This window comes from Psychrobacter sp. NG254, assembly GCF_015277735.1.
Classification (GTDB): Bacteria; Pseudomonadota; Gammaproteobacteria; order Pseudomonadales; family Moraxellaceae; genus Psychrobacter.
Genome location: NZ_JADHDA010000003.1, coordinates 19,285 through 39,905, shown reverse-complemented (window position 1 = coordinate 39,905; position 20,621 = coordinate 19,285). Strand labels below are relative to the sequence as shown.

The 20,621-nt window shown below is 43.0% G+C and carries 20 protein-coding genes; 12 read left to right on the top strand and 8 right to left on the bottom strand.

Features of this window, described 5'->3' with window-relative positions; all coding sequences use genetic code 11:
* Positions 1–44: 44 nt before the first annotated feature.
* A complete protein-coding gene (locus IP510_RS05525) occupies positions 45–1,145 on the bottom strand; it encodes an ornithine cyclodeaminase (RefSeq protein ID WP_194363795.1) in 1,101 nt (366 codons plus the stop codon).
* Positions 1,146–1,313: 168 nt separating this feature from the next.
* Between IP510_RS05525 and IP510_RS05520 the strand changes: the two genes are divergently transcribed.
* Entirely contained in the window at positions 1,314–1,745 is a 432-nt protein-coding gene (locus tag IP510_RS05520) for an Lrp/AsnC family transcriptional regulator (protein ID WP_011514116.1), read from the top strand.
* Between the two features lie 449 nt (positions 1,746–2,194).
* Here IP510_RS05520 and IP510_RS05515 read toward each other — a convergent pair whose 3' ends face one another.
* From IP510_RS05515 to IP510_RS05505, 3 genes are all read right to left on the bottom strand, one after another.
* The gene (locus IP510_RS05515) at positions 2,195–3,313 is read right to left on the bottom strand and encodes an L-dopachrome tautomerase-related protein (RefSeq protein ID WP_194363794.1); all 1,119 of its coding nucleotides are present in this window, start codon (positions 3,311–3,313) and stop codon (positions 2,195–2,197) included.
* A gap of 110 nt (positions 3,314–3,423) precedes the next feature.
* Positions 3,424–3,645, bottom strand: a complete 222-nt coding sequence (locus IP510_RS05510) for a hypothetical protein (protein ID WP_194363793.1) — start codon at positions 3,643–3,645, stop codon at positions 3,424–3,426.
* A 267-nt stretch (positions 3,646–3,912) separates the two neighbouring features.
* Positions 3,913–5,049 (bottom strand): alkene reductase, encoded by a 1,137-nt coding sequence (locus tag IP510_RS05505; protein WP_194363792.1) that lies wholly within the window; start codon positions 5,047–5,049, stop codon positions 3,913–3,915.
* 170 nt (positions 5,050–5,219) lie between these two features.
* Here IP510_RS05505 and IP510_RS05500 point away from each other — a divergent pair, with 170 nt between their 5' ends.
* Positions 5,220–6,104 carry a LysR family transcriptional regulator gene (locus tag IP510_RS05500; protein ID WP_194363791.1) on the top strand — a complete coding sequence of 295 codons (885 nt, stop codon included), beginning with the start codon at positions 5,220–5,222 and terminating at the stop codon, positions 6,102–6,104.
* A gap of 72 nt (positions 6,105–6,176) precedes the next feature.
* Here the strand turns inward: IP510_RS05500 and IP510_RS05495 are convergent, their stop codons facing one another.
* Positions 6,177–7,094 carry a DMT family transporter gene (locus IP510_RS05495; protein ID WP_227669524.1) on the bottom strand — a complete coding sequence of 306 codons (918 nt, stop codon included), beginning with the start codon at positions 7,092–7,094 and terminating at the stop codon, positions 6,177–6,179.
* 148 nt (positions 7,095–7,242) lie between these two features.
* On the opposite strand from IP510_RS05495, the gene IP510_RS05490 reads away from it, so the two are divergent.
* The 3 genes from IP510_RS05490 (at position 7,243) to rluF (ending at position 9,404) form a co-directional block, all read left to right on the top strand.
* Positions 7,243–7,698, top strand: a complete 456-nt coding sequence (locus IP510_RS05490) for an Lrp/AsnC family transcriptional regulator (protein ID WP_194363790.1) — start codon at positions 7,243–7,245, stop codon at positions 7,696–7,698.
* Positions 7,699–7,845: 147 nt separating this feature from the next.
* Positions 7,846–8,124: a peptidylprolyl isomerase gene (locus tag IP510_RS05485; protein ID WP_194363789.1), complete on the top strand. Its 279-nt coding sequence runs from the start codon at positions 7,846–7,848 to the stop codon at positions 8,122–8,124.
* Positions 8,125–8,396: 272 nt separating this feature from the next.
* Positions 8,397–9,404 carry a 23S rRNA pseudouridine(2604) synthase RluF gene (gene rluF, locus IP510_RS05480; protein ID WP_194363788.1) on the top strand — a complete coding sequence of 336 codons (1,008 nt, stop codon included), beginning with the start codon at positions 8,397–8,399 and terminating at the stop codon, positions 9,402–9,404.
* Positions 9,405–9,467: 63 nt separating this feature from the next.
* Here rluF and IP510_RS05475 read toward each other — a convergent pair whose 3' ends face one another.
* On the bottom strand, positions 9,468–10,193 hold the full coding sequence (locus IP510_RS05475; RefSeq protein WP_194363787.1) for a GntR family transcriptional regulator: 726 nt from the start codon (positions 10,191–10,193) through the stop codon (positions 9,468–9,470).
* 329 nt (positions 10,194–10,522) lie between these two features.
* Here IP510_RS05475 and IP510_RS05470 point away from each other — a divergent pair, with 329 nt between their 5' ends.
* The 6 genes from IP510_RS05470 (at position 10,523) to IP510_RS05445 (ending at position 17,729) form a co-directional block, all read left to right on the top strand.
* Entirely contained in the window at positions 10,523–11,836 is a 1,314-nt protein-coding gene (locus IP510_RS05470) for an SLC13 family permease (protein WP_413786465.1), read from the top strand.
* Between the two features lie 582 nt (positions 11,837–12,418).
* Positions 12,419–13,432 (top strand): Bug family tripartite tricarboxylate transporter substrate binding protein, encoded by a 1,014-nt coding sequence (locus tag IP510_RS05465; protein ID WP_194363785.1) that lies wholly within the window; start codon positions 12,419–12,421, stop codon positions 13,430–13,432.
* A 111-nt stretch (positions 13,433–13,543) separates the two neighbouring features.
* Positions 13,544–13,999: a tripartite tricarboxylate transporter TctB family protein gene (locus IP510_RS05460; RefSeq protein WP_194363784.1), complete on the top strand. Its 456-nt coding sequence runs from the start codon at positions 13,544–13,546 to the stop codon at positions 13,997–13,999.
* A 5-nt stretch (positions 14,000–14,004) separates the two neighbouring features.
* Positions 14,005–15,510, top strand: a complete 1,506-nt coding sequence (locus IP510_RS05455; protein ID WP_194363783.1) for a tripartite tricarboxylate transporter permease — start codon at positions 14,005–14,007, stop codon at positions 15,508–15,510.
* 299 nt (positions 15,511–15,809) lie between these two features.
* Complete coding sequence (locus IP510_RS05450) at positions 15,810–16,583, top strand: sulfite exporter TauE/SafE family protein (RefSeq protein WP_320154176.1); 774 nt, start codon at positions 15,810–15,812, stop codon at positions 16,581–16,583.
* A 189-nt stretch (positions 16,584–16,772) separates the two neighbouring features.
* Positions 16,773–17,729 carry an EamA family transporter gene (locus IP510_RS05445; protein WP_194363782.1) on the top strand — a complete coding sequence of 319 codons (957 nt, stop codon included), beginning with the start codon at positions 16,773–16,775 and terminating at the stop codon, positions 17,727–17,729.
* 297 nt (positions 17,730–18,026) lie between these two features.
* On the opposite strand, the gene IP510_RS05440 is transcribed toward IP510_RS05445, so the two are convergent.
* Entirely contained in the window at positions 18,027–18,899 is an 873-nt protein-coding gene (locus IP510_RS05440) for an alpha/beta fold hydrolase (protein WP_194363781.1), read from the bottom strand.
* A 7-nt stretch (positions 18,900–18,906) separates the two neighbouring features.
* A complete protein-coding gene (locus IP510_RS05435) occupies positions 18,907–19,701 on the bottom strand; it encodes a class II aldolase/adducin family protein (RefSeq protein WP_227669523.1) in 795 nt (264 codons plus the stop codon).
* Between the two features lie 85 nt (positions 19,702–19,786).
* On the opposite strand from IP510_RS05435, the gene IP510_RS05430 reads away from it, so the two are divergent.
* Positions 19,787–20,476 (top strand): Crp/Fnr family transcriptional regulator, encoded by a 690-nt coding sequence (locus IP510_RS05430; protein ID WP_194363780.1) that lies wholly within the window; start codon positions 19,787–19,789, stop codon positions 20,474–20,476.
* Positions 20,477–20,621 lie beyond the last annotated feature (145 nt).

The window sequence follows — 20,621 nt, the reverse complement described above, 5'->3', positions numbered from 1 at the left end:
AGCACTTATCGTTTTGTAGTATTAATTACTGTTGCATTAATCACTTACGACATAGCCACAGATTCAGCTTCATTCGTCATTAGGCTATGATTTTTGCTTTGGCCTTTCACTACCGAATATAAGTTTTTAGGGTCAGCTTGTTGCGGGATTAGATCTAAAATCTCATACCCTCCCTGCTCTCTGATTAAGTCGCGTAAGAAGACCAACGCCGTAAAGTCTTCTGAGGCAAAACCAACGCCATCAAATACGATTAGATCATCAGCTGACGTTCGGGCTTGCACTTCACCTTTGAGGATGCGATGAAATTCAGTAACAGGAAAGTCGCTTGATAGATTTTGAATCTCACCCTCAACCCGTGTCTGAGGCTCAAACTCTACAATCACATGATCTGCTCGCATTAATATATTGCTATCCAGCTCTGTTTTACCAGGACAGTCACCGCCTATCGCATTGATATAAACACCTTTGGTGATTATATCGTCTCGTAAAATAGTGGCATTGGTTTTATCAGCCGTACAGGTAGTAATGATCTCTGCACCCAAAACCGCTTCTTCTAACGTGCGACAAACAATGATGTTCAAACCTGAGTCTGCAAGGTTGTCAGCCGTTTTTTGCGAGGCCGCTGGATCAATATCATACAAACGAACTTCTGAGATACCCATGATGGCTTTCATGCCTAATGCTTGAAATTCAGACTGAGCGCCGTTTCCTATTAGCGCAAGTTTTGTAACACCTTTTGGCGCACAATGTTTGGCCAACATAGCTGATGTGGCAGCCGTACGTAATGCCGTCAGGATACACATCTCTGTCAGCAAAATAGGATACCCAGTTTCGACGTCAGACAAGATACCCATCGCCGCTACGGTCTGCAAGTTTCGTTTGGTATTAATTGGATGACCATTGACATATTTGCAGGCAAACATCTCTCCATCGCTGACTGGCATCAACTCGATGACCCCGTCTTTTGAGTGCGATGCAAAGCGAGAAGATTTTTCAAATTGATCCCAACGAAGATAATCTTGCTCTAAAGCATCCACTAGATCTGTAATGCATTGCTCAACGCCATAATCATGAATCATTTTAGCCATCGCTTGTACACTAACGAATGGCACGCCTTCCTTGGGTGATACGATAAACTTAGACATTAATGCTGTTCCTTTTCATGAATATTGTTTGTTGAACCGACAATTAATATGCTACCAATTATAATTGTCAGTTAAAATGTCAATAAGTTATTAAATATGGGCGTATTTTTGTCATATTGTTAAGTGCTACTTAGCATAATATCAAAACTCACTGAAGGAAGCGTTTTTATGGCGTATTACACTTACGACTCTTTAGATAGCGAACTGATATCTGAGCTTCGACAAGATGGTCGAGCAACCATCTCAAACCTTGCTAAAAAACTCAAAGTTTCTCGTGCCACTGTCCAAAACAGATTGGATAGACTGATTCATAATGGCGCTATTTTAGGATTTACGATTCGAGTCCATGAAGCACTAGATAAAGAAACCGTCAAAGCGATGATGATGATTGAAGTGACCGGAAAATCTACGTCACAAGTAATCAGGAAACTGCGGGGTATCCCGCAACTGATTAAGCTACATACGACTAATGGGGCGTGGGATTTGGTCGCAGAGATACACACGACAAGTTTGAGAGAGTTTGATGAAGTGCTGCGTCAAGTCAGAGAGATTGACGGCATTCTAAATAGCGAAACAAGTGTTCTGCTTTCGAGTTTGTAATATATAGTCAGCGAACTGCTAAACCGCTACGGTGTCAGTCGCGCTTAGTCTATTACCCAAATGTAGAAAGCCCCAATCTGATGACTGGGGCTTTTTTTGTCTGTAATATATAGGCAGTAGTAGAAAATATCCGCCTGTATCAACTCGTAGTCATAGTTCTTAAATCAGCTCTGAGTTGCTGGAAAAAGTGATGCTGACCACAGCAACGGTGACCATTTTTAATGATACTTATCTATTAAAACCAGGTTGTAAAGTTAAAAGATAACGGATACTCAAATTAGGGCGTGTCCTCATTTTAAAAATGGTGATAAAAATGAGATAAATTGCAGTCAAACAAGGAAAATAGCGCAGATAATATCGAGATATTAGTCAGCTATTTGACGCCGTTTGGCAAGATTTAACCATTTTTAACCCATTTAGATGAATACCGATTAAATTGAGGACATGCCCTAGTGCTTCCCTACCCACACTCTGTAGATATGGTAAGGTGGCTGGCCTTGATCGATAGTGCCAGTGAACGGCGGTGTTTTATGTAATTGATTTACCGCAACATATAACCAGCCATTGGTATCTAAAGACACGTTGTCAGGCCAATCAAATCGACTGTCTCGTACCAACGAGGTTAGCTGCCCTTTATTATCAAGCACATCTACGCCATTATCGTTTAGGTTGGTAAAATAGTGGTTTCCATGACTGTCTGTAGTAGCACCATCAGATACGGGCTTGTCACCAACACGGATAATGCTCTTACCAATCTGCTCATCACTGGCTTTCGCTCTAAATAAGGTAGCGTCTAAGCTATACCAAGATTTACCATTCATCGCGCCAAAATAAATCGTATTGTTATCAGCTGACATCGTGATCGGATTGATACCATTGTTTGTCGGCTGACCCCCTAGCATGATATCCACACCATTGATCACCATTTTTGCGTCAGCTTCAGGTTGTAAAGCGACGTGATTGCCAAAACGACGTATTTCATTGGTGTTCATATCAATAGCAATAATGGCTGGATTGGGAATATCGGCTAGATAAATCCATCCATTTTTTCTATCGACCACTAAGTCTTGTACAAAGCTATCTTTTGGTGCGATATCTGTGGGTATGTCAATTTTGCCAATCAATGCACCGGTTTTAATATCAAAGCCCCAAACGCGAGTTTTACCGATATGCTGACCCATATCGACAATCCATAATCCACCTTGATTGTCTTTGGTGATACCTAGAGGTGTGTCAATGGTCGCTTCACTATATTGGCCTTTAGGTGATTGAAATTTACTTGAAGGCCAAGGCTGATAACTGTTGGCGCCAGTCACTTCAAATAACTGCACGCCCTGTTCACCGTCGTTCGGATGCACGGTAGAAAACACCCGACCATCGCTAGTAGCCATGACGTTACCTGGGCGAATAGGCAAACCGATCACGTTTTCTATCTGTCCCACTGTCGCAGCAGCGCTTTTTACTTTAGTCACGGGCTTTACTTGCGTCACAGACATAGTGTCGCGCTCAAATGAGCTACAGCCTGCTAGGACAGTAGCGACCAACCCAATAATCAAAATATTTTTCATCGTGAATTCCTGAATATTTGAAGAGGCCTATAGTGGCTTCTTTATCTGATAGTTACGATCTAATTAAAGATGCTCATAGGGTTTCTACGGATTTGACAGCATAGGTTACTTTACTTGTCTTTTCTCAGCATATCAATCAGCTTGCCTGCTAGTGGGAATGATACCAGCTGTGTCAAGGGCACAAGTATGATAGCTTCAATTAATACCACTACTGGTAGGCTTAAGCCTTGAGTCACAGGCTTCAACAACGTCAATACGATTAGGAGCGTTGGATAAAGTCCGACATACCCTACCAATATACGTATAAGTCTGTCTTTAGTATTCTGATTCATTGCCTACTACCTATTGATAAAAAATCTATACGCGACAAAAGCAACAATCGCGGCTTGATGATTGACTACGTATGAATATCCAACCAGTCCCAATTTCATAAACAAAAATAAGGCCATTAATATTAACGGCCTTATCTCATTTACTGCTCAGCTGCTGCGCTCTTCCTGATATCGTTGATTCAGTTTAAAAGAGGGTCAAGGCAACCGAGCGCAGTTGTATAGGTGATACCTCAAGCGAGGTTAACGCTGTCCCTCTGTTATAGAGGATTAACGATAGTAAGGATAATCACTGTAGCCCACATCAGTACCACCATACATAGTGGCAGGGTCTGCCTCATTCAATGGCCAGTTATTGGCGATGCGCTCTGGCAAATCTGGATTGGCAATAAATGGGCGACCAAACGCGAATAAATCACCGTAGCCTTTTTCTAAAATGTTCACAGCTTTTTGTACCGTATACTTGCCAGCATAAATAATACGACCTGAAAATTCTTCTCTGACTGCTTGATAAAAAGTGTCTGGCAAATCAGGCGCATTGTCCCAATCGGCCTCAGCAATAGACAAGTAAGCAATGCCCGCTTGTTCCAGCAATTTGACTGCTTCGACATACGTATGATGAGGGTCTGACTCTACCAAGCCTAAATACACACGTGTCTCGGTGGTACTGGCAAATAATGGCGCAAAACGTACGCCCAAATGATCAGCACCGACCACATCACTGACAGCAGCGACGATTTCTTTTAAGAAGCGCAGACGATTGGTCAACGACCCACCATATTGGTCATCACGGTGATTGGTATGCTCAGAGATAAACTGATTGACCAAATAGCCATTGGCACAATGCAGCTCTACCCCATCAAACCCTGCTTCTAGCGCATTGCGTGCAGCGGCCGCATACATATTTACCAGCTCACCAACTTCATCGGTACTGAGTGCATGCGGCGCGCTTGGATCAGCCAAAGCACCTTCGCCTGGACCTGTTTCAATAAATACTTTTACGTTATCAGCAGTAATATCAGACGGCCCTACCGGCTGAGCACCGTTAGGCTGCAAGCTGGTGTGCGACACACGGCCCACGTGCCACAGCTGAGCAAAAATAATACCGCCTTTGTCATGTACTGCTTGCGTGACTTTTTTCCAGCCTTCAACTTGGGCTGGTGAATGGATACCCGGTGTCCACGCATAACCTTGGCCTCTTGGTTCAATCTGCGTACCTTCAGTCACCATAAAGCCTGCTGACGCGCGCTGTGCATAGTATTCTGCCATTAAGTCATTAGGAATATTGTCAGGTTGCGTACTACGAGAGCGTGTCAACGGTGGCATCACGATACGGTTTTTGAGCGTATAAGGCCCAAGTGCTACAGAGGAAAATAATGTATTTGTATTTAGAATGGCTTGTGTCATAGATGTCTCTTTTAAAGCAGCTGACGGCTTATTATTAAAGGTATTGAGCCTGTTTTGATGCTTAACCAATCTAATGATTAGGTAAGCAATATGGTCAGCATAGCGTTTTGAAGGTACAATTAGAAACAACCGTTTCTTGTTTAAGATACAATTATGAATGGTATGAAATTATGAATGGTATGAATCGGCTCGATATCAAGCAACTTAGAGTATTACAGGCGTTACTTGATCTAAAGAACCTCTCGCAAGTTGCACGTAAAATGGGGCTGACCCAACAAGCCATCAGTGAGCAGCTGCGTAAGTTACGTGAGGTGTTTGATGATCGTTTGTTTATTCGTCAAGGCAATAGCATGGTGGCAACACCAAAAGCGCTATCGATGCAGCAACCTATTGACCATATATTAAAGCAGTTGGAAGATTTGTTAGAGCCAGAAGTCTTTATGCCGCAAACCTACAAGGGCATCTTTACGATTAGTGCGACTGACTATGCAACGCAGGCATTATTACCGCAATTGTTTAATATTACGCGACGCGACGCGCCAGATTTGAAGCTGATCGTCCGTGATTTTGCCTCGGACAATATCAATCAGCTGATAGCAGCAGGTGAGCTTGATTTGTTGATTACCTTTCCTGAATTTATCCCAGATAACTTATCGTATATCACTCTGTTTGAAGAGCAACATTTATGCGTGACGGGTTGTGAAAATACCTTTGCCACAGAGCCATTAACGCTGGCGCAAGTGGCTGTACACGCGCAGCTCGTCGTGTCACCCTCGCGTGCCAATTTACGTGGCTCTCATGATCAATGGTTTGCAGAAAAAGGTCTAAAACGCAATATTGTGATGTCGGTGCCTAGCTTTTCGGCTGTACCAGATATTTTGCACACGACTGACATGATTGCGTTTTATCCTTCGCGGTTATTGCCGAACAGTAAGGTTAAAGAGCTTGAGGTTGAAGCATTGCCACCTACTTTCAAAGTCATCGCGGCATGGCATCCACGTACCAGAGATAGTGGAATACATCGTTGGTTGATTGAGCAGTTGAGAAATCTATAGTAAGCATAGCGTAAGGGTTGGTAGTTTGACCTTGCTTTTATCTTTATCTTTACAATGAGGAAAGATCTTAGTTTATTGCGCTCGATTGGATAAAATGACGCCAACTGTGCTTAACACAATGCCGCACATCATTGCGATTGATAAGGACTCATTGAGTATCAATGCTGCGAGTAACGCGGTTAATCCAGGAGATAAGGAGCCAAGCAGCAAGGTGCGAATGGAACCGAGTTTGTTGACCGCATAAGAAAACCCAATGGTTGAGACGATACCAACGCCAACGCCCTGTATTAAGATGAAAGGTAGCGCATCGTCAAAAGAGATAGCCCCGAGATTGGTCTCTAAAAGACCCGATAAAATCATCACTAATGTCATAAAAAATGCGGTGTAAGACAGGACGATAGCAACAGCAACTGGACTCAAACTCGTACTTTTTAGGCCTAAGGTGTAACCTGCCCACACCAAACTCGCAATCAGTAAAAAAGCCATCCCCTGTAGCAGACTACTAGGTGTTGGCCCTGCGTTCCCCACCATCATCGTGGCTATGCCAAAGAAAATAATCATGAATGCCAAAAATTTCTTTAGTGAGATTCGCTGGCGATAAAAAACAAAGGATAAGAGTGCAGCAAAGAATACGGGCGTTCCTGTCAAAATAGTACCGACGTAAGCGGCAGGAGCAGTGCTCGCGCCAAAAGTGGCGAGCAACAGAAAGGGAGCACCGCCAAATAAAATAAAAATGACATCAGCCCCTCTCATACTTTTGATTTCTTTCAAACTAGAGAATACCCAAGGCGTCAATAACAGTAGTGGCACGCTAAATCGGATGAGCATGACATCTGCCATGCTTAACGACGATGCCCCAACTGCCCTCACAGTCAATGCAAAGCCTGACCAAATCAATATCACAACCATCATCGCCGCATAGCCTTTCATCAGTGGAGACAGGGTAAACAAGGGATTTTTGCGTGATGAGGGCTGAGAGATGGTATTCATATGGATGGCTTATGCTTGTATATAAAGCCTAATTATCAAGCAAAAATTGCGCTTTTATCTCTATTTTTTTATTGCAAATTTATGATAATTTGGTGGATAATGCCAAATAAAGCAAGATATTCAGCTGAAAACACCACAAAGGTAATGTATGGATAAAATCGACCGTCATATTTTGGAAGTGCTTCAACAAGAAGGACGCTTATCAACAGCTGAGTTATCCGAGCGTGTGGGGTTGTCACCCTCGCCGTGTGCCAGACGCTTGAAGCGTTTAGAAGATGAAGGTTATATAGAGGGCTACCAAGCGAACGTAAACAAAACCAAAGCGGGCATTGCGATGAGTTTTTTTGTGGAAGTCAGTCTGAGCAACCATCAAGAAGGATCGATTACCGCCTTTGAACAAGCGTTATCCGAGATGGATGAGGTCATCAATGGACATGTTGTTTCGGGCCCTTACGATTATTTATTGGAAGTGGTAAGCCCAGATCTCAATGGTTATGAAGAGTTCACTCGTAAATTACATAAGCTGACCAGCGTCAAAGACATACATACCCATTTATCCGTGAGAAAAGTCATACAGAAAACGACGCTGCCCATTTTTATCTGATATTTTTGACGCTTGTCAGCTGTTCTAAGTGTGTGCGCCACTACGATAATGACTGCTGATGAAGCCACGCCTACAAGTGAGGTGAGCAACCAAGGCAAGTAATGATATAATACCCCGATAATCGATATTTTATGACAGGTTTACATCATGGCTCGTACCGCTAACGCATTACATATTTTAGTAAAACACAAAGAAGTGGCTGAAGACATTATCGTCAAGCTTAAAAAAGGCGCTAAGTTCGATGTGCTGGCCAAAAAACACTCAAACTGTCCATCAGGTAAGAAAGGTGGCAGCTTAGGCGAATTTCAAAAAGGCGACATGGTACCGGCATTTGATAAAGTCTGCTTCAACAGTGAACTCTACACCCCGCATTTGGTGAAAACCAAATTCGGCTGGCATGTGGTCAAAGTACTTTACAGAACCTAAGCGCGAGCATCGGCGCTATGATTGTAGACCAACGGCAGTACGCCTTCTACGTTTTAGAATACGCCCTAAGCTTTTTGACCCTTTGACATCATAAAGAAGTGATTTCGACGCCATTCTGGTTGATACAACGCTGGGTATGTTTGTAGGTTTTTGCGGATCTCTCCTCAAAGAGTCCTTGAACTTCCTATATAATATGAGCCATTTCGTTGTTGATAATCCATTCAATTTAGGCTTTTTGAAAAAAAAGCTTTTTATCAGGTAAACGGTGCTTTATGTTTAACGCTTCCACGACTCGTTTAAATAAATACATCAGCGAAAGTGGTATCTGCTCCAGACGAGACGCGGATCGCTTTATTGAACAAGGTAATGTATACATCAATGGCAAGCGTGCTCAAGTAGGCGCGCAAGTGGTCGCTGGAGATGCGGTAAAAGTCAATGGGCAGCTGATTGAGCCACGAGAGGCCGATGATTTTGTTTTTATCGTCTTAAATAAGCCAGTGGGCATTGTGAGCACCACAGAAAGCTCCGAGAAAAACAACATTGTCGACTTTGTGAGACATTCGCTACGTATTTTCCCGATTGGTCGTTTGGATAAAGACTCTCAAGGGTTAATCTTTTTGACCAATAATGGCGATTTGGTCAATAAAGTACTACGTGCTGGTAATAACCACGAAAAAGAGTATTTGGTCACGGTCAATAAGCCGATAACGGACAGTTTTATCGAGGGTTTGGCAGGCGGTGTGCCGATGCTTGGCAAGATGACAAAAAAATGCCCCGTGACTAAGGTCGCTCCTACTGTTTTTAACATCACGCTTATCCAAGGTTTGAACCGTCAAATTCGCCGTATGTGTGAGCATTTCGGCTATGAAGTCGTCAAACTTGAGCGTACGCGGATTATGAATGTAAGTCTCAAGGGTACGCCCGTTGGAGACTGGCGCGACCTAACCCCAAAAGAGCTGTCTGTTTTGCTAAAGTCTGTAGAAGACTCTTCTTCGCAAGACAGTCATTCAGGTAAAAAGTCTCGTAATGCACCACGAAAAAAACCTCGTACTGATACCTCAGCAAAAGAGAAATCACCGTCGAAATCAGCGGGTGCTGCCAAAGGCCGTAACAATTACTCCAAGGATGATGCTAGAAAACCTGCTGGCTCTAAAGGTCGAGATGGACGTCCTGCTGGTCGTGGTAAGCCGTCAGGGAGTAATGGTAAGTCTGGAGGCAATGGTAAACCTACCACCAACGGCAAGCGCCCTGCAAAAGGTCGAGGGTCTAAGCGGTCTTAGCAGCTCAGCTATCCAGTGTAATGATGCTGCTATCACTCGACCAAATCGTTAAAGAGCCATTCACTAAATAATATGCGCCTCATAGCTGAACTTCTCTGCTAGCCCATACGACTCTCTGTATTCGATAGGGTCACCTGATAGATTCTTAGCGATGCGGCATACTTTTACAAGGTTTTCTCGCGTAGTATTGCCCAAATAAGGATCGACGTGGTCAGCGATAAAGAATAGCGTCTCTACGGCAGACGAGACAAACTGACCACATTTGGTGTAGTAAAACGGATATAGCAAATTTTCAAAATCTTCAGGCTCTAGATCAATAAAAGCTTGATAGCGACTCTTAGGTAGCCAAATCTTTTCACTGAGTGATACTTTTCCTTCAATGAGGCGCACACGCTCTATATAAATGAGCGGTTTATTCTTACCAATATCTAGTTTTTCGTTAATCTCTTCAATACCCTCTATCACCATCAGCTTTTTGACCACCCCTGTGGGTGTCGCATAGCAAGCGTCTTTGTCACGAAATTTAAAAAACCTTAATAATGAGCTCTCAAAATTTGGACGCTTCAAAAAAGTGCCGCGGCCTTGGTATTTAGTCAACACACCATCGTCGACCAGCTTTTCGACCGCTTTACGAACCGTTCCAACGGATACTTGATACTTATCTGCAAACTCCTGCTCAGTTGGTAAAGGTGTTTTTTCATCCCACTTACTTTCTGTCAGTAGCGTTAGAATATGCCAGCGTACTTGCTCGTACCGTGGCAATTTAAAACTTTGTAAATCTTTCAACATTTTTTCACCATTACAGAAAGGTTTTTGTTAACTGCATCCATCTTGTCAAATATTGCTATTGACGTAAAACCACATTATCCCTAATCAACCTGTCTGACGTTTTAAGCACCTTCATTTTTAAGTACCTTCAATGTATATCAAATTAATATTAAATCATTAGACATTTATGAACAATCTTGTCTAATTGACGTGGCCTTTTTTGCTATTATTCTACTGAGCCAGACGGGCTTGTAGGACAAACTACAAGCATCTCGTTTACGAAATCACTCGTCACTATTAGTATAATGCGCTTTACTCTGTAAAAACTGCTATGGTTTTTTATAGAATTCATGCAGTTGAGATCAGGGGCAGTCATGACTCTTTATATTCTAGCCGCTATAGTCATATGTATCATATTGGGCTATACCACCAAAATCAATATTGGTCTGTTTGCCATTGCCTTCTCATACCTTATCGGTTGTTTTGGTATGGGGCTGAAAACTCATGAGATTATTGAGCTATGGCCTCTCAAAATCTTCTTTGTTATCTTTGCTGTGACTCTCTTTTATAACTTTCCTCTAGCGAACGGTGCTTTAGAAAAATTATCGAATCATTTAATCTATAGATGTCGTCACTTTCCCGAATTATTGCCGTTGGTTATTTTCTTCGCCGCTACCATCGTTGCTGGATTAGGGGCTGGTTATTACACGGTCTTAGCCACGATGGCACCTATGATTCTGCTGTTGTCTAAACGCACTAATTTAAATCTGGTCGTTGCTACCTTATCTGTGAACTATGGTGCATTGGCTGGTGCTAACTTTATCACCTCACAGAGCGGTGTTATCTTCAGAGAGCTGATGCGCGGGGCAGGCGTCGCAAATGACAATACCTTTACTTATGTTTTGGGCGTCTTCGCTGCGACCTTTTTAATACCAGTGATCGTCTTAAGCATTTATTGCTTTTTCAATGCAAAAAATAGCAAAATTGCGATTCAAACGATAGTACCAGAGCCTTTCAATAGTAAGCAAAAACAATCTATCATCCTAATTTTTATAATGATGGCCATTGTTCTCATTATACCCATCTCAAACTTACTCATGCCTAACGTAGAAGCGATTCAGTTTTTGAACGCTCGAGTTGACATTGGTTTTATTGCTATTTTCTTCGCCTTGATCAGCTTATTGTTAAAATTGGGTGACGAAAAAAAGGTGATCGCTTTAATACCTTGGTATACGCTCATTATGATCTGTGGGGTCGGTATGTTGATCGGCCTCGGCGTTGAGATCGGTGTTATCTATGAGCTAACAGAATGGCTAAGTACCAACGTTCCTATCTGGCTGATACCGATTTTAATCTTCGTTATCAGTGCAATCATGTCTCTCTTTGCTAGTACACTTGGCGTGGTCGCCCCTACTTTATTTCCTATGGTACTGCCCCTAGCCGTCGCCTCTGGACTGAGCCCTTTGTTATTGTTTACCTGTATTGTGGTGGGGGCGCAAAGCTCATCACTCTCTCCTTTCTCATCAGGAGGCAGCCTCATGTTAGGGGCGTCTCAAGTGGTTATCGAGAAAAACAAGCTGTTCAATGCGCTATTATTCAAAGCAGTGCCCTTAGATATTGGTATTGGCATACTAGCCATTTTACTTATCCAGCTGCTGTTTTAGCTAGCTTATGTTGAGAATAAGAACACGCCCTACCCTTAAGCAAACTCCTTAAGCAAATCCCTTCCAAAAGACAGTTTTGACACTGCTGTCTATCGACTGACACATATAACTATATGTCTTAAATAACTATTGAATCACCCTCTAATACGCTTAGTTCCATCTCACTAACCTCATCTACCGAGTTAGCACTTTTCCATATCCGCAACAACATACCCTAGCATATTTATAACATATCTCTCATGTTTATAAATAAATGTAAATGACTGAATTTATTAACTTTTATCGACATCATCTTCCTATATTCGGAAGATTTCTCTGTGTCATTCTTTACTTAAAATTGAACCAATAAATGATTTTTCATCAATCGTTGTGATAGTACCTTAAAATAAAATTCATGTATACATACATATGTTTCTTGTTATTTCTATAATATTCTGTTACTTTTGCAAAACGCTAAAAACTCTACTTTTATGAAGTTTAGCAACCTCTATTATGATTGCCTGAACTTTGTATCTCATAATTCTAGTCTGACTCAGAATTCTATTGAATTTTTTAATCAGCAATACACACAAGGAGTGTCGTGTGAAAAAATTATCCTATCTGGCTCTTGGCCTTTCTGTACTGACTCTTGCCGCATGTAACAAAACCGAAACGACTGCATCTGAAGCCAGTTATGATGCCCCTTCGCGTCCAGAATGTATTGCCCCAGCAAAACCAGGTGGCGGCTTTGATTTGACGTGTAAGCTTGCTCAAGCTGGCCTAAAAGATACTGGTCTCTTGACAGAACCTATGCGTGTTACTTATATGCCAGGCGGTGTTGGCGCGGTTGCTTATAACAAAATCGTTGCCAATGATCGTGACAATAATGATGCGATTATCGCGTTCTCGACGGGTTCTATCCTCAATTTATCGCAAGGTAAATTCGGTAAATTCACTGAGAAAGACGTGAAATGGTTGGCGGGTGTCGGTACTGACTATGGCGCTATTGCGATCAATGCAGAGTCACCTATCAAAGATTTGGCGGGATTGGTCGCTGCATTAAAATCAGATCCAAAATCTATCAGTTTTGGTGCTGGTGGTAGTGTCGGTGGTCAAGATTGGATGCAAACCGCGATCTTAGCCAAAGCCGTTGGTGTCAATCCGAACGACATGACCTATGTTGCGATGGAAGGTGGCGGTGAAGCAATTACAGCGGTCATGGGTAACCATATTACCGTTGTTAGTGCTGGTATCGCTGAGATTATGCCGCAAGCCAATGCGGGTAAATTACGCGTCCTAGCTGTGTTTGCAGATGAGAGACTGGGCGGCACGATGACCGATATCCCAACTGCCAAAGAGCAAGGCTATGATGTCACTTGGCCAGTGGTTCGCGGATACTATATGGGTCCAGATGTGAGTCCTGCAGCCTATGACTGGTGGAAAGGAACATTTGACAAAATGCTTGCTGATCCAAAATTTGCTGAAATACGTGAGCAGCAAGAATTACTGCCATTCTCTATGACTGGTGAAGAGCTACAAGCGTACGTCTATAAGCGTACTGGTGAGCTACGTGAGTTATCTGCTGAATACGGTCTTGTTGACACTACAGCCAAATAGTCACATTGAAACTTAACAATCTTAATAATTGAATGCTAAATTTTCATTGTATTTTTTAAAGGCTGGCCATTACCTGCCAGCCTTTTAACTTCAGTTTTTAGGAATCATACTATGACAATGGAACGTCTATTTTCTGGGCTCATGGCACTGGTTAGTTTGTTCTTAATATACTTAGCCATTGGCTACGTTGCCCCTATTGCTTATGACCCGATTGGCCCTCGTCCTTATCCTATTTTAATCTTTTCATTGCTGGCATTTGGTGCTCTAGTGGTCGCTTTTCGTCCAGCAAGTTTTACTAAGCCTATTGATTTGGCGCTGACTAAACCTATCATTAGAAACTTGATACTTTGTGCGCTAGCCTTATTGGTCTATGGTCTTATTTTTGAAGTGTTGGGCTTTATTCTTGCCACTATTCTGATGTCTTTTGCGGTAGGTTTACTGTTTGCAGGTAATCCTCTAAAAAGCTTTATCTTTTCAGTGTTAATCAGTATTGGCTTATACGTTTTATTTGACACACTTTTAGACGTCAAATTACCACTTGGATTGTTATCAGGGATAATGGGATAGCCAATATGGATACTTTTGATTTTTTGATGCATGGCTTTGCTATCGCATCTACCCCGCAAAACTTATTGATTGCACTTATCGGTGCTTTTTTGGGCACGATTGTAGGCATGTTGCCCGGTCTAGGTCCGATCAACGGTGTGGCAATTTTACTGCCATTCGCCTTTGCACTTGGACTACCACCAGAGAGCGCGCTCATTTTGTTAGCAGCCGTTTATCTCGGGTGTGAGTATGGTGGTCGTATTTCCGCCATCCTCATCAATGTACCCGGTGATGCTGGTGCTATTATGACCACGTTGGATGGTTATCCACTGGCAAAGCAAGGAAAGGCGGGGATTGCTCTGTCTTTGTCGGCTGTCAGCTCATTCGTTGGTGCGACTATCGCTACTATCGGCGTGGTGCTGTTTGCCCCTTTACTTGCCAAATGGGCAATCTCATTTGGACCCGCTGAATACTTTGTATTGATGGTGTTTGCGATCACCTGTTTAAGTGGATTAGTCGGTGACCAACCCGTTAAAACTGGTATTGCGGCATTAATTGGTCTTGGTCTTGCAACCGTAGGCGTTGATGCGGTTACGGGTATTTATCGATTTACTTTTGATTCTGTTAATCTGTCTGACGGTATCCAGTTTACGACTATCGTTATTGGTTTTTTCAGTGTGAGTGAGATTTTAATCTTACTAGAAAAAACAACGACTGGGCATAAGGTTATTGCTCAAGGCAAGCGCAGTTTACTAAACTTTAAAGAGTTTACCTTTGCCTTTGGCGCTATGCTACGTAGTGGTCTAATGGGTTTCGTAGTGGGTATTCTGCCTGGTGCAGGCGCGACGATTGCTAGTGCCATGACTTATGCCAGTGAGCGTAAAATCGCTGGTGATACTGGTACCTTCGGTGACGGCGATCTTCGCGGCGTTGCTTCACCAGAGGCAGCAAACAATGCCTCAGCTTGTGGTTCATTTGTACCGATGTTGACCTTGGGTGTGCCAGGTTCTGGTACGACAGCGGTCATGATGGGCGCATTGACCTTATATAACATCACACCAGGTCCGCAGTTGTTTACTGAGCAGCCTGATATCGTTTGGGGTTTGATTGCCTCGTTATTCATCTGTAACGTTATTTTGTTGGTCATGAATATTCCATTGGTTGGCTTATTTGCCAAGCTGCTTGATGTGCCCAACTATATATTGATACCAGCCATTGCTGCCGTCAGCTTTGTAGGGGTTTATTCAATCCATAGCACCACATTTGACTTAGTATTTATGGTCGCACTGGGTGTCTTTGGTTATTTCTTACGTAAATTAAACTTCCCATTATCAGCACTTATCTTAGGTTATGTACTGGGTGAATTAATGGAGTCTAATTTGAGACGCGCTCTGTCCATCTCTCAGGGAGACTTGGGTATCTTATGGAGCAGCCCTATTACTGTCGTTCTATGGTTATTGGCTATCTTGATGGTATTCATGCCCATCATACGTAGCGTATATCGTAAGCGTTATAAAAAGACGGCTATCTAGTTTTAGCCAGTCTATGCTCTATAGTCAAGGAATTCTAAAATTGCTACAAGGCAGCCGACTGCAGATTGTACAAGACGTACATCTAGGGAGGCTAACACCGTAGCAGTTTAGTAGTTCTCTAACTATAGTTGCTGTTTCTACGGTGGTCATACTCTATGTGTGACCACCGTTTTTTCGGATAATAACATCTTCTATTTTCAGCCAATAAAGAGAAACGTTACGCTAGTAAAGCTTTTATTAGTCATCCAAAATGTGTGAAGCCTCCCTACTTGATATCACTCGTAAAATAGGATTTTATAGTGCCCCTCGTTTTAGAGTTATTGCAATCCATTCCGAATTGGCATTTAGCAGGCTTGTTTTTCGCTGGCATGGTCGCTTTTATTATCTCCACCATCTCTGGCGGCGGCGGTGCGATGCTATTGATACCCGTCACCTCTTCGATGATAGGGACAGCGATTGCACCGCCCGTGATCAACGTGGCTACCTTTATGAGTAATGCCTCACGGCTCTATCTATTCTGGCATGATATTGACTGGTCATTAACCAAATACTATGTCCCAAGCGCGATCATAGGCGCATGGCTCGCCGCATTGGTGTTTAGTCGTTTGGATGCAGACTGGATTCAGTTATTGGTTGGTGCGTTTTTAGTCTCTACTATTTTCCAATACAAGTTTGGTAAAGTAAGTAAAACGTTTGATATGCCAAAAGCAGGCTTTATACCTGTGGGCTTTGCCATCGCTTTTATGAGCACATTAGTGGGTGGCCTCGGCCCTATTCTTAACCCTTTTTATATGAATGCAGGACTAGAAAAAGAGAACCTTATTGCGACCAAAACGGCCAATTCTTTTTTTGTAGGTATTGTACAAATCGTCAGTTACACCTTTTTTGGGATACTCACGCTCAAGATATGGGTGTATGGTCTTATATTAGGACTGGGCGCTGTGATTGGCAACATCATTGGCAAACGCTTTTTGGCAGGCATCAGTATCAGTCAGTTTAGAATAATGCTGCTCATACTCATGGTCATCAGTGGTCTTATTATGATAATAAGAAACCTACATATCCTGTTCTAACCTATCTATCATCAGAGCGTCTCATCTATTGGTATATTTTAGGCTCTTATCGTGGCTAAATCTTTAACCTACAAATGTATGTTCTATTAGGGATAAAGCTTATACTATCGTATCATTCTATACAGTGCTCACATCCTCTCAACCAAGTGAGAGTATTCATCAAAAGCCATCACTTCTCAGGCCAATTATATGACTCCTTTATACACGGTATTGGCTGTACTGGTCACCTTTATTTGGGGCGTGAATTTTACGTTCATTGCATGGGGGTTAGAGAGCTTTCCGCCACTGATGCTCACCGCTCTACGTTTTTTCTTTACAGCAGTGCCACTGGTTTTTTTGCTTAAACCGCCCAAGTTTAATCGCACGTTATTTATCTATGCCATTGGCACCTTTGTCATGCAATATTCTTTTGTATTTACGGCCATGCATTTGGGTGCGTCGGCAGGATTAACCGCGCTATTGCTACAAATTCAGATTTTCATCACGGTATTGCTGGCATTTGTGATGTTGGGTGAATCTGTGAGTCGCATGCAACTCGTCGGTATGCTGATCGGCGTGCTAGGGCTTGGCGTGATAGCACTGAATCTAGGCGGTGACATGCCATTATCTGGGTTTGTCTGTATTTTGATTGCGGCCATCGGTTGGAGCTTTGGCAACATTGCCTCAAAGCAGGCATCCACGCAAGCCGCTGAGAAGGTAACGCTGAAAGGCGAAGATGTCTCTACTGTACCGCCAACGACAGGGAGCAATAAGGCCTCTGCATTATCTGCTCTGACACTGGTCGTTTGGGGTGGTCTCATTGCCTGTGTGATTTTGACGTTATCGTCTCTCATCTTTGAGACTGATACATGGCAGATGGCGACATTCACACAAGCCTCTCTCAAGTCTTGGCTATCGCTTGGGTTTATCGTGTACATCTCAACGCTGGTTGGCTTTGGACTGTGGGCACATCTATTGAGTCAAAACACGGCTTCCAAAATTATGCCGTTTGCACTGCTAGTGCCAGTATTTGGTATGACAACATCGGTGTTGCTCACAGGAGAAGTGGTGACATGGTGGAAGATGCTAGCGATGATGTTGATACTGTCAGGATTACTACTGGCAAACATAAAAATCAAGCTGGGGAGAAAGCCGTTAGCCGTATAACATCAGCTACTTTAATCCAAATAGAATGAGGTTTAAGCACTCTGACCATTTTAATAGCTCTAATAGCTCTGTGAAGTAGTCGAACTAAAAATGCTCCAGTCCGAAACTTGGATGAATATCCTTTAGTAAATAATCAAGGCCAATCTGCTTGAATGTCACGCGCTTTTCTGATCAATATCAATAAGTATAAATAGGGAAATATGGATCCAAAAAGTTGAATATTTTGCTAAGCAGTTACCCAATAAAAAAGCAGGACATCCATAGATACCCTGCTTTTTTATTAAAATATTTGATAGTTTAGCTGCTGCTATCTCTAAACTGCAAGTATGCAGCAGTCATCGCATCCGCATCTTCTATTTGCGGATAGTGTCCCAACATTGGCATTTCAGTGACATTAGCATTAGGAATCAGCTTACGGTAATGATCCATCATATGCTGACCTGAGATTGGGTCTTTTGCGCCAGCGATTAGCTTGACGGGTATCGTACTATCGATGATAGCCCCGACCCAACGCTCGCGGTATTGCTGACGTTGGGGGATATAATTGATCAGCCGATGCATCACAGCCAGACCATTATTATGTGTCAGCAACTGCCATAACGCATCGATCACTTCAGGAGTTGGCTGAGTGTTAGGGCCAAATATGCGTTGTAGACTGCCCATAAACTTTTGCTTATTGATGAGTTTTGATACCAAGGGTCCAAGCGGTGACAGTAGCAGTTTTTGTATCAATATAGGTCTGTGCGTTTCAGGGAATAAACCGCCATTTAAGAAACACACGCTGGCAATATTCATATAATTATTACCATCCACTTGCCTTGCTAATAGCTCTTGCGCCACGGTATCGCCATAATCATGCGCTAGTATGTGGTATTCATGAACATCCAACTGATGCAACAGCGCCTCATAAATATCGGCCTGCTCACGGATTAAGTAGCACGCCTCTTCGGGTTTGTCTGAAAACCCAAACCCTAGCATATCGAGCGTGACCACATAATAGCGCTCAGTAAGTGCCTGCCACATGCCCTCCCAGTCCCAACTGGCACTGGGATAACCATGAATCAATAGCAACACGGGTGCGCTTGTTTCTCCACCACGACGCGTAAATATTTGATGGCCATGAATTGATTCGTATTGCCCTTGCTGCTCCCATTCATTCAAGGTAATCATTGTGGACTTACTCCTCAAATGATGGGTCAGTGCGGCGCAATTTTCTGAGTAATGCAGGCCATGCGATATCGCCGTTCGCGCCTCTGGTCACTTGCTCTGAGGCCGCTTTAATACCTGCCAGTATTTGTACCGGTATTGGTGTCAGTGCACTGCCACCGCTTTGCGCCTTAATTTGAATCTCGCAAGCTCTTTGCATGAGATACATATATAAGAACGCATTTGCCACCGTATCCGCACAAGTAAGCAGGCCATGGTTACGCAAAATCATAAAGTGTGCATCACCCAAGTCATCAACCAAACGAACTTTTTCTTCTGGGTTTAAGGCGACACCTTCATAGTTATGATAGGCCAAGTTAGAGAGCGGAAATAATGACTGCTGCGAGATAGGCAGTAGGCCTTGCTCTTGGGTCGCAACCGCGACACCATCGTTTGTGTGTAGATGGATGACGCAATGAGCATCGTGGCGGGCTTCATGCACAGCACTATGAATGATAAATCCGGCTGGATTGACGTTGTATTCTGAGGGTGCTACTTTTTCGCCCGCTTTATTGACTTTGACCAGACTAGAGGCGGTAATCTCTTCGAATAACATGCCATAAGGATTGATTAAAAACTCATCCTCAGTGCCAGGTACACGGGCAGAGATGTGCGTGAATACCAAGTCGTCCCATCCATAGGAGGCAATGATTCGATAACAAGCAGCAAGATCTACACGCATTTGCCACTCTTGTTCGCTCATATTATGGTGTACACTCGATGTTGAATCTGTTTGTATTGTGGTGTGTTGCATAGCTGTTTGCATAGTGTCATCCTTTACGTTTTTAGATATCCTGAATGAATACTTTACACCATTTTTTATACCCAAATCTGTCAAGAACCTTACACTTATGAATATCAGTCATCATTTACATGCAGACCCATGGTTTACGCAGTTGCCAGCCGCGGTGCAACCGTTACTGTCGCAGGCGGCTGGGCTGAAAACCTATCAAAAAGGTCAGATGATTCATGCAATCGGCGATAGTGAAGATGCAGCGCTGCACTTTATTTTGGCAGGTACGATTAGAGTATGTAATGTCAGCGCGAGCGGACACGCCATGACATTGACGCACTTATCTGATGGCGAATGGTTTGGCGAGATATCTATTATCGATGACAATCCGCGTACTCACGATGCATGGACCATCAACGAAGTCACTCTGATATCTATTCCTAGACATGTGGTTATTCAAACCGCACAGCTACACCCTATCTTGTATAAGCACCTTGCGCTCATCACCTGTGCACGCATTCGTAGGGCATTTGAATGGATTGATGATGCGACATCCCTAAATACCTCAGCACGATTGGCCGGTATGCTCATTGGTCTTATCGAGACTTATGGCAAACAGATAGGCGATGACATCAAAATAGATCTGCGTTTATCACAAGAGGAGCTTGGGTTTATGCTGGGTACGACCAGACAAACCATCAATAAAATCATCAAATCGTGGCAACAGCAATCACTCATCGACATGCACTATGGTTTTATTACGATAAAAGACAAATCTCAATTAATGACAATGATGAATCCTGCATAATAAAAATAGCGATAAAATCTGTCATTGCTCGCTCAGCAAAAAATAGCTAAGAAAAACACCCAACACTCCGCACATTAGCTATATTATCAACATCAGCAAGTCACCTTAACATCTTCTTAACAGCCCCCTTGTTATGGTAAGGAAT

Coding starts and splice junctions, on each gene's coding strand:
- IP510_RS05485 (WP_194363789.1), top strand. CDS start 7,846: ATGGCTCGTACCGCTAACGCATTACATATTTTAGTAAAACACAAAGAA.
- IP510_RS05445 (WP_194363782.1), top strand. CDS start 16,773: ATGACTCCTTTATACACGGTATTGGCTGTACTGGTCACCTTTATTTGG.
- IP510_RS05490 (WP_194363790.1), top strand. CDS start 7,243: ATGGATAAAATCGACCGTCATATTTTGGAAGTGCTTCAACAAGAAGGA.
- IP510_RS05430 (WP_194363780.1), top strand. CDS start 19,787: ATGAATATCAGTCATCATTTACATGCAGACCCATGGTTTACGCAGTTG.
- IP510_RS05455 (WP_194363783.1), top strand. CDS start 14,005: ATGGATACTTTTGATTTTTTGATGCATGGCTTTGCTATCGCATCTACC.
- IP510_RS05515 (WP_194363794.1), bottom strand. CDS start 3,313: ATGAAAAATATTTTGATTATTGGGTTGGTCGCTACTGTCCTAGCAGGC.
- rluF (WP_194363788.1), top strand. CDS start 8,397: ATGTTTAACGCTTCCACGACTCGTTTAAATAAATACATCAGCGAAAGT.
- IP510_RS05460 (WP_194363784.1), top strand. CDS start 13,544: ATGACAATGGAACGTCTATTTTCTGGGCTCATGGCACTGGTTAGTTTG.
- IP510_RS05470 (WP_413786465.1), top strand. CDS start 10,523: ATGCAGTTGAGATCAGGGGCAGTCATGACTCTTTATATTCTAGCCGCT.
- IP510_RS05525 (WP_194363795.1), bottom strand. CDS start 1,145: ATGTCTAAGTTTATCGTATCACCCAAGGAAGGCGTGCCATTCGTTAGT.
- IP510_RS05435 (WP_227669523.1), bottom strand. CDS start 19,701: ATGCAAACAGCTATGCAACACACCACAATACAAACAGATTCAACATCG.
- IP510_RS05500 (WP_194363791.1), top strand. CDS start 5,220: ATGAATGGTATGAATCGGCTCGATATCAAGCAACTTAGAGTATTACAG.
- IP510_RS05440 (WP_194363781.1), bottom strand. CDS start 18,899: ATGATTACCTTGAATGAATGGGAGCAGCAAGGGCAATACGAATCAATT.
- IP510_RS05495 (WP_227669524.1), bottom strand. CDS start 7,094: ATGAATACCATCTCTCAGCCCTCATCACGCAAAAATCCCTTGTTTACC.
- IP510_RS05510 (WP_194363793.1), bottom strand. CDS start 3,645: ATGAATCAGAATACTAAAGACAGACTTATACGTATATTGGTAGGGTAT.
- IP510_RS05505 (WP_194363792.1), bottom strand. CDS start 5,049: ATGACACAAGCCATTCTAAATACAAATACATTATTTTCCTCTGTAGCA.
- IP510_RS05475 (WP_194363787.1), bottom strand. CDS start 10,193: ATGTTGAAAGATTTACAAAGTTTTAAATTGCCACGGTACGAGCAAGTA.
- IP510_RS05520 (WP_011514116.1), top strand. CDS start 1,314: ATGGCGTATTACACTTACGACTCTTTAGATAGCGAACTGATATCTGAG.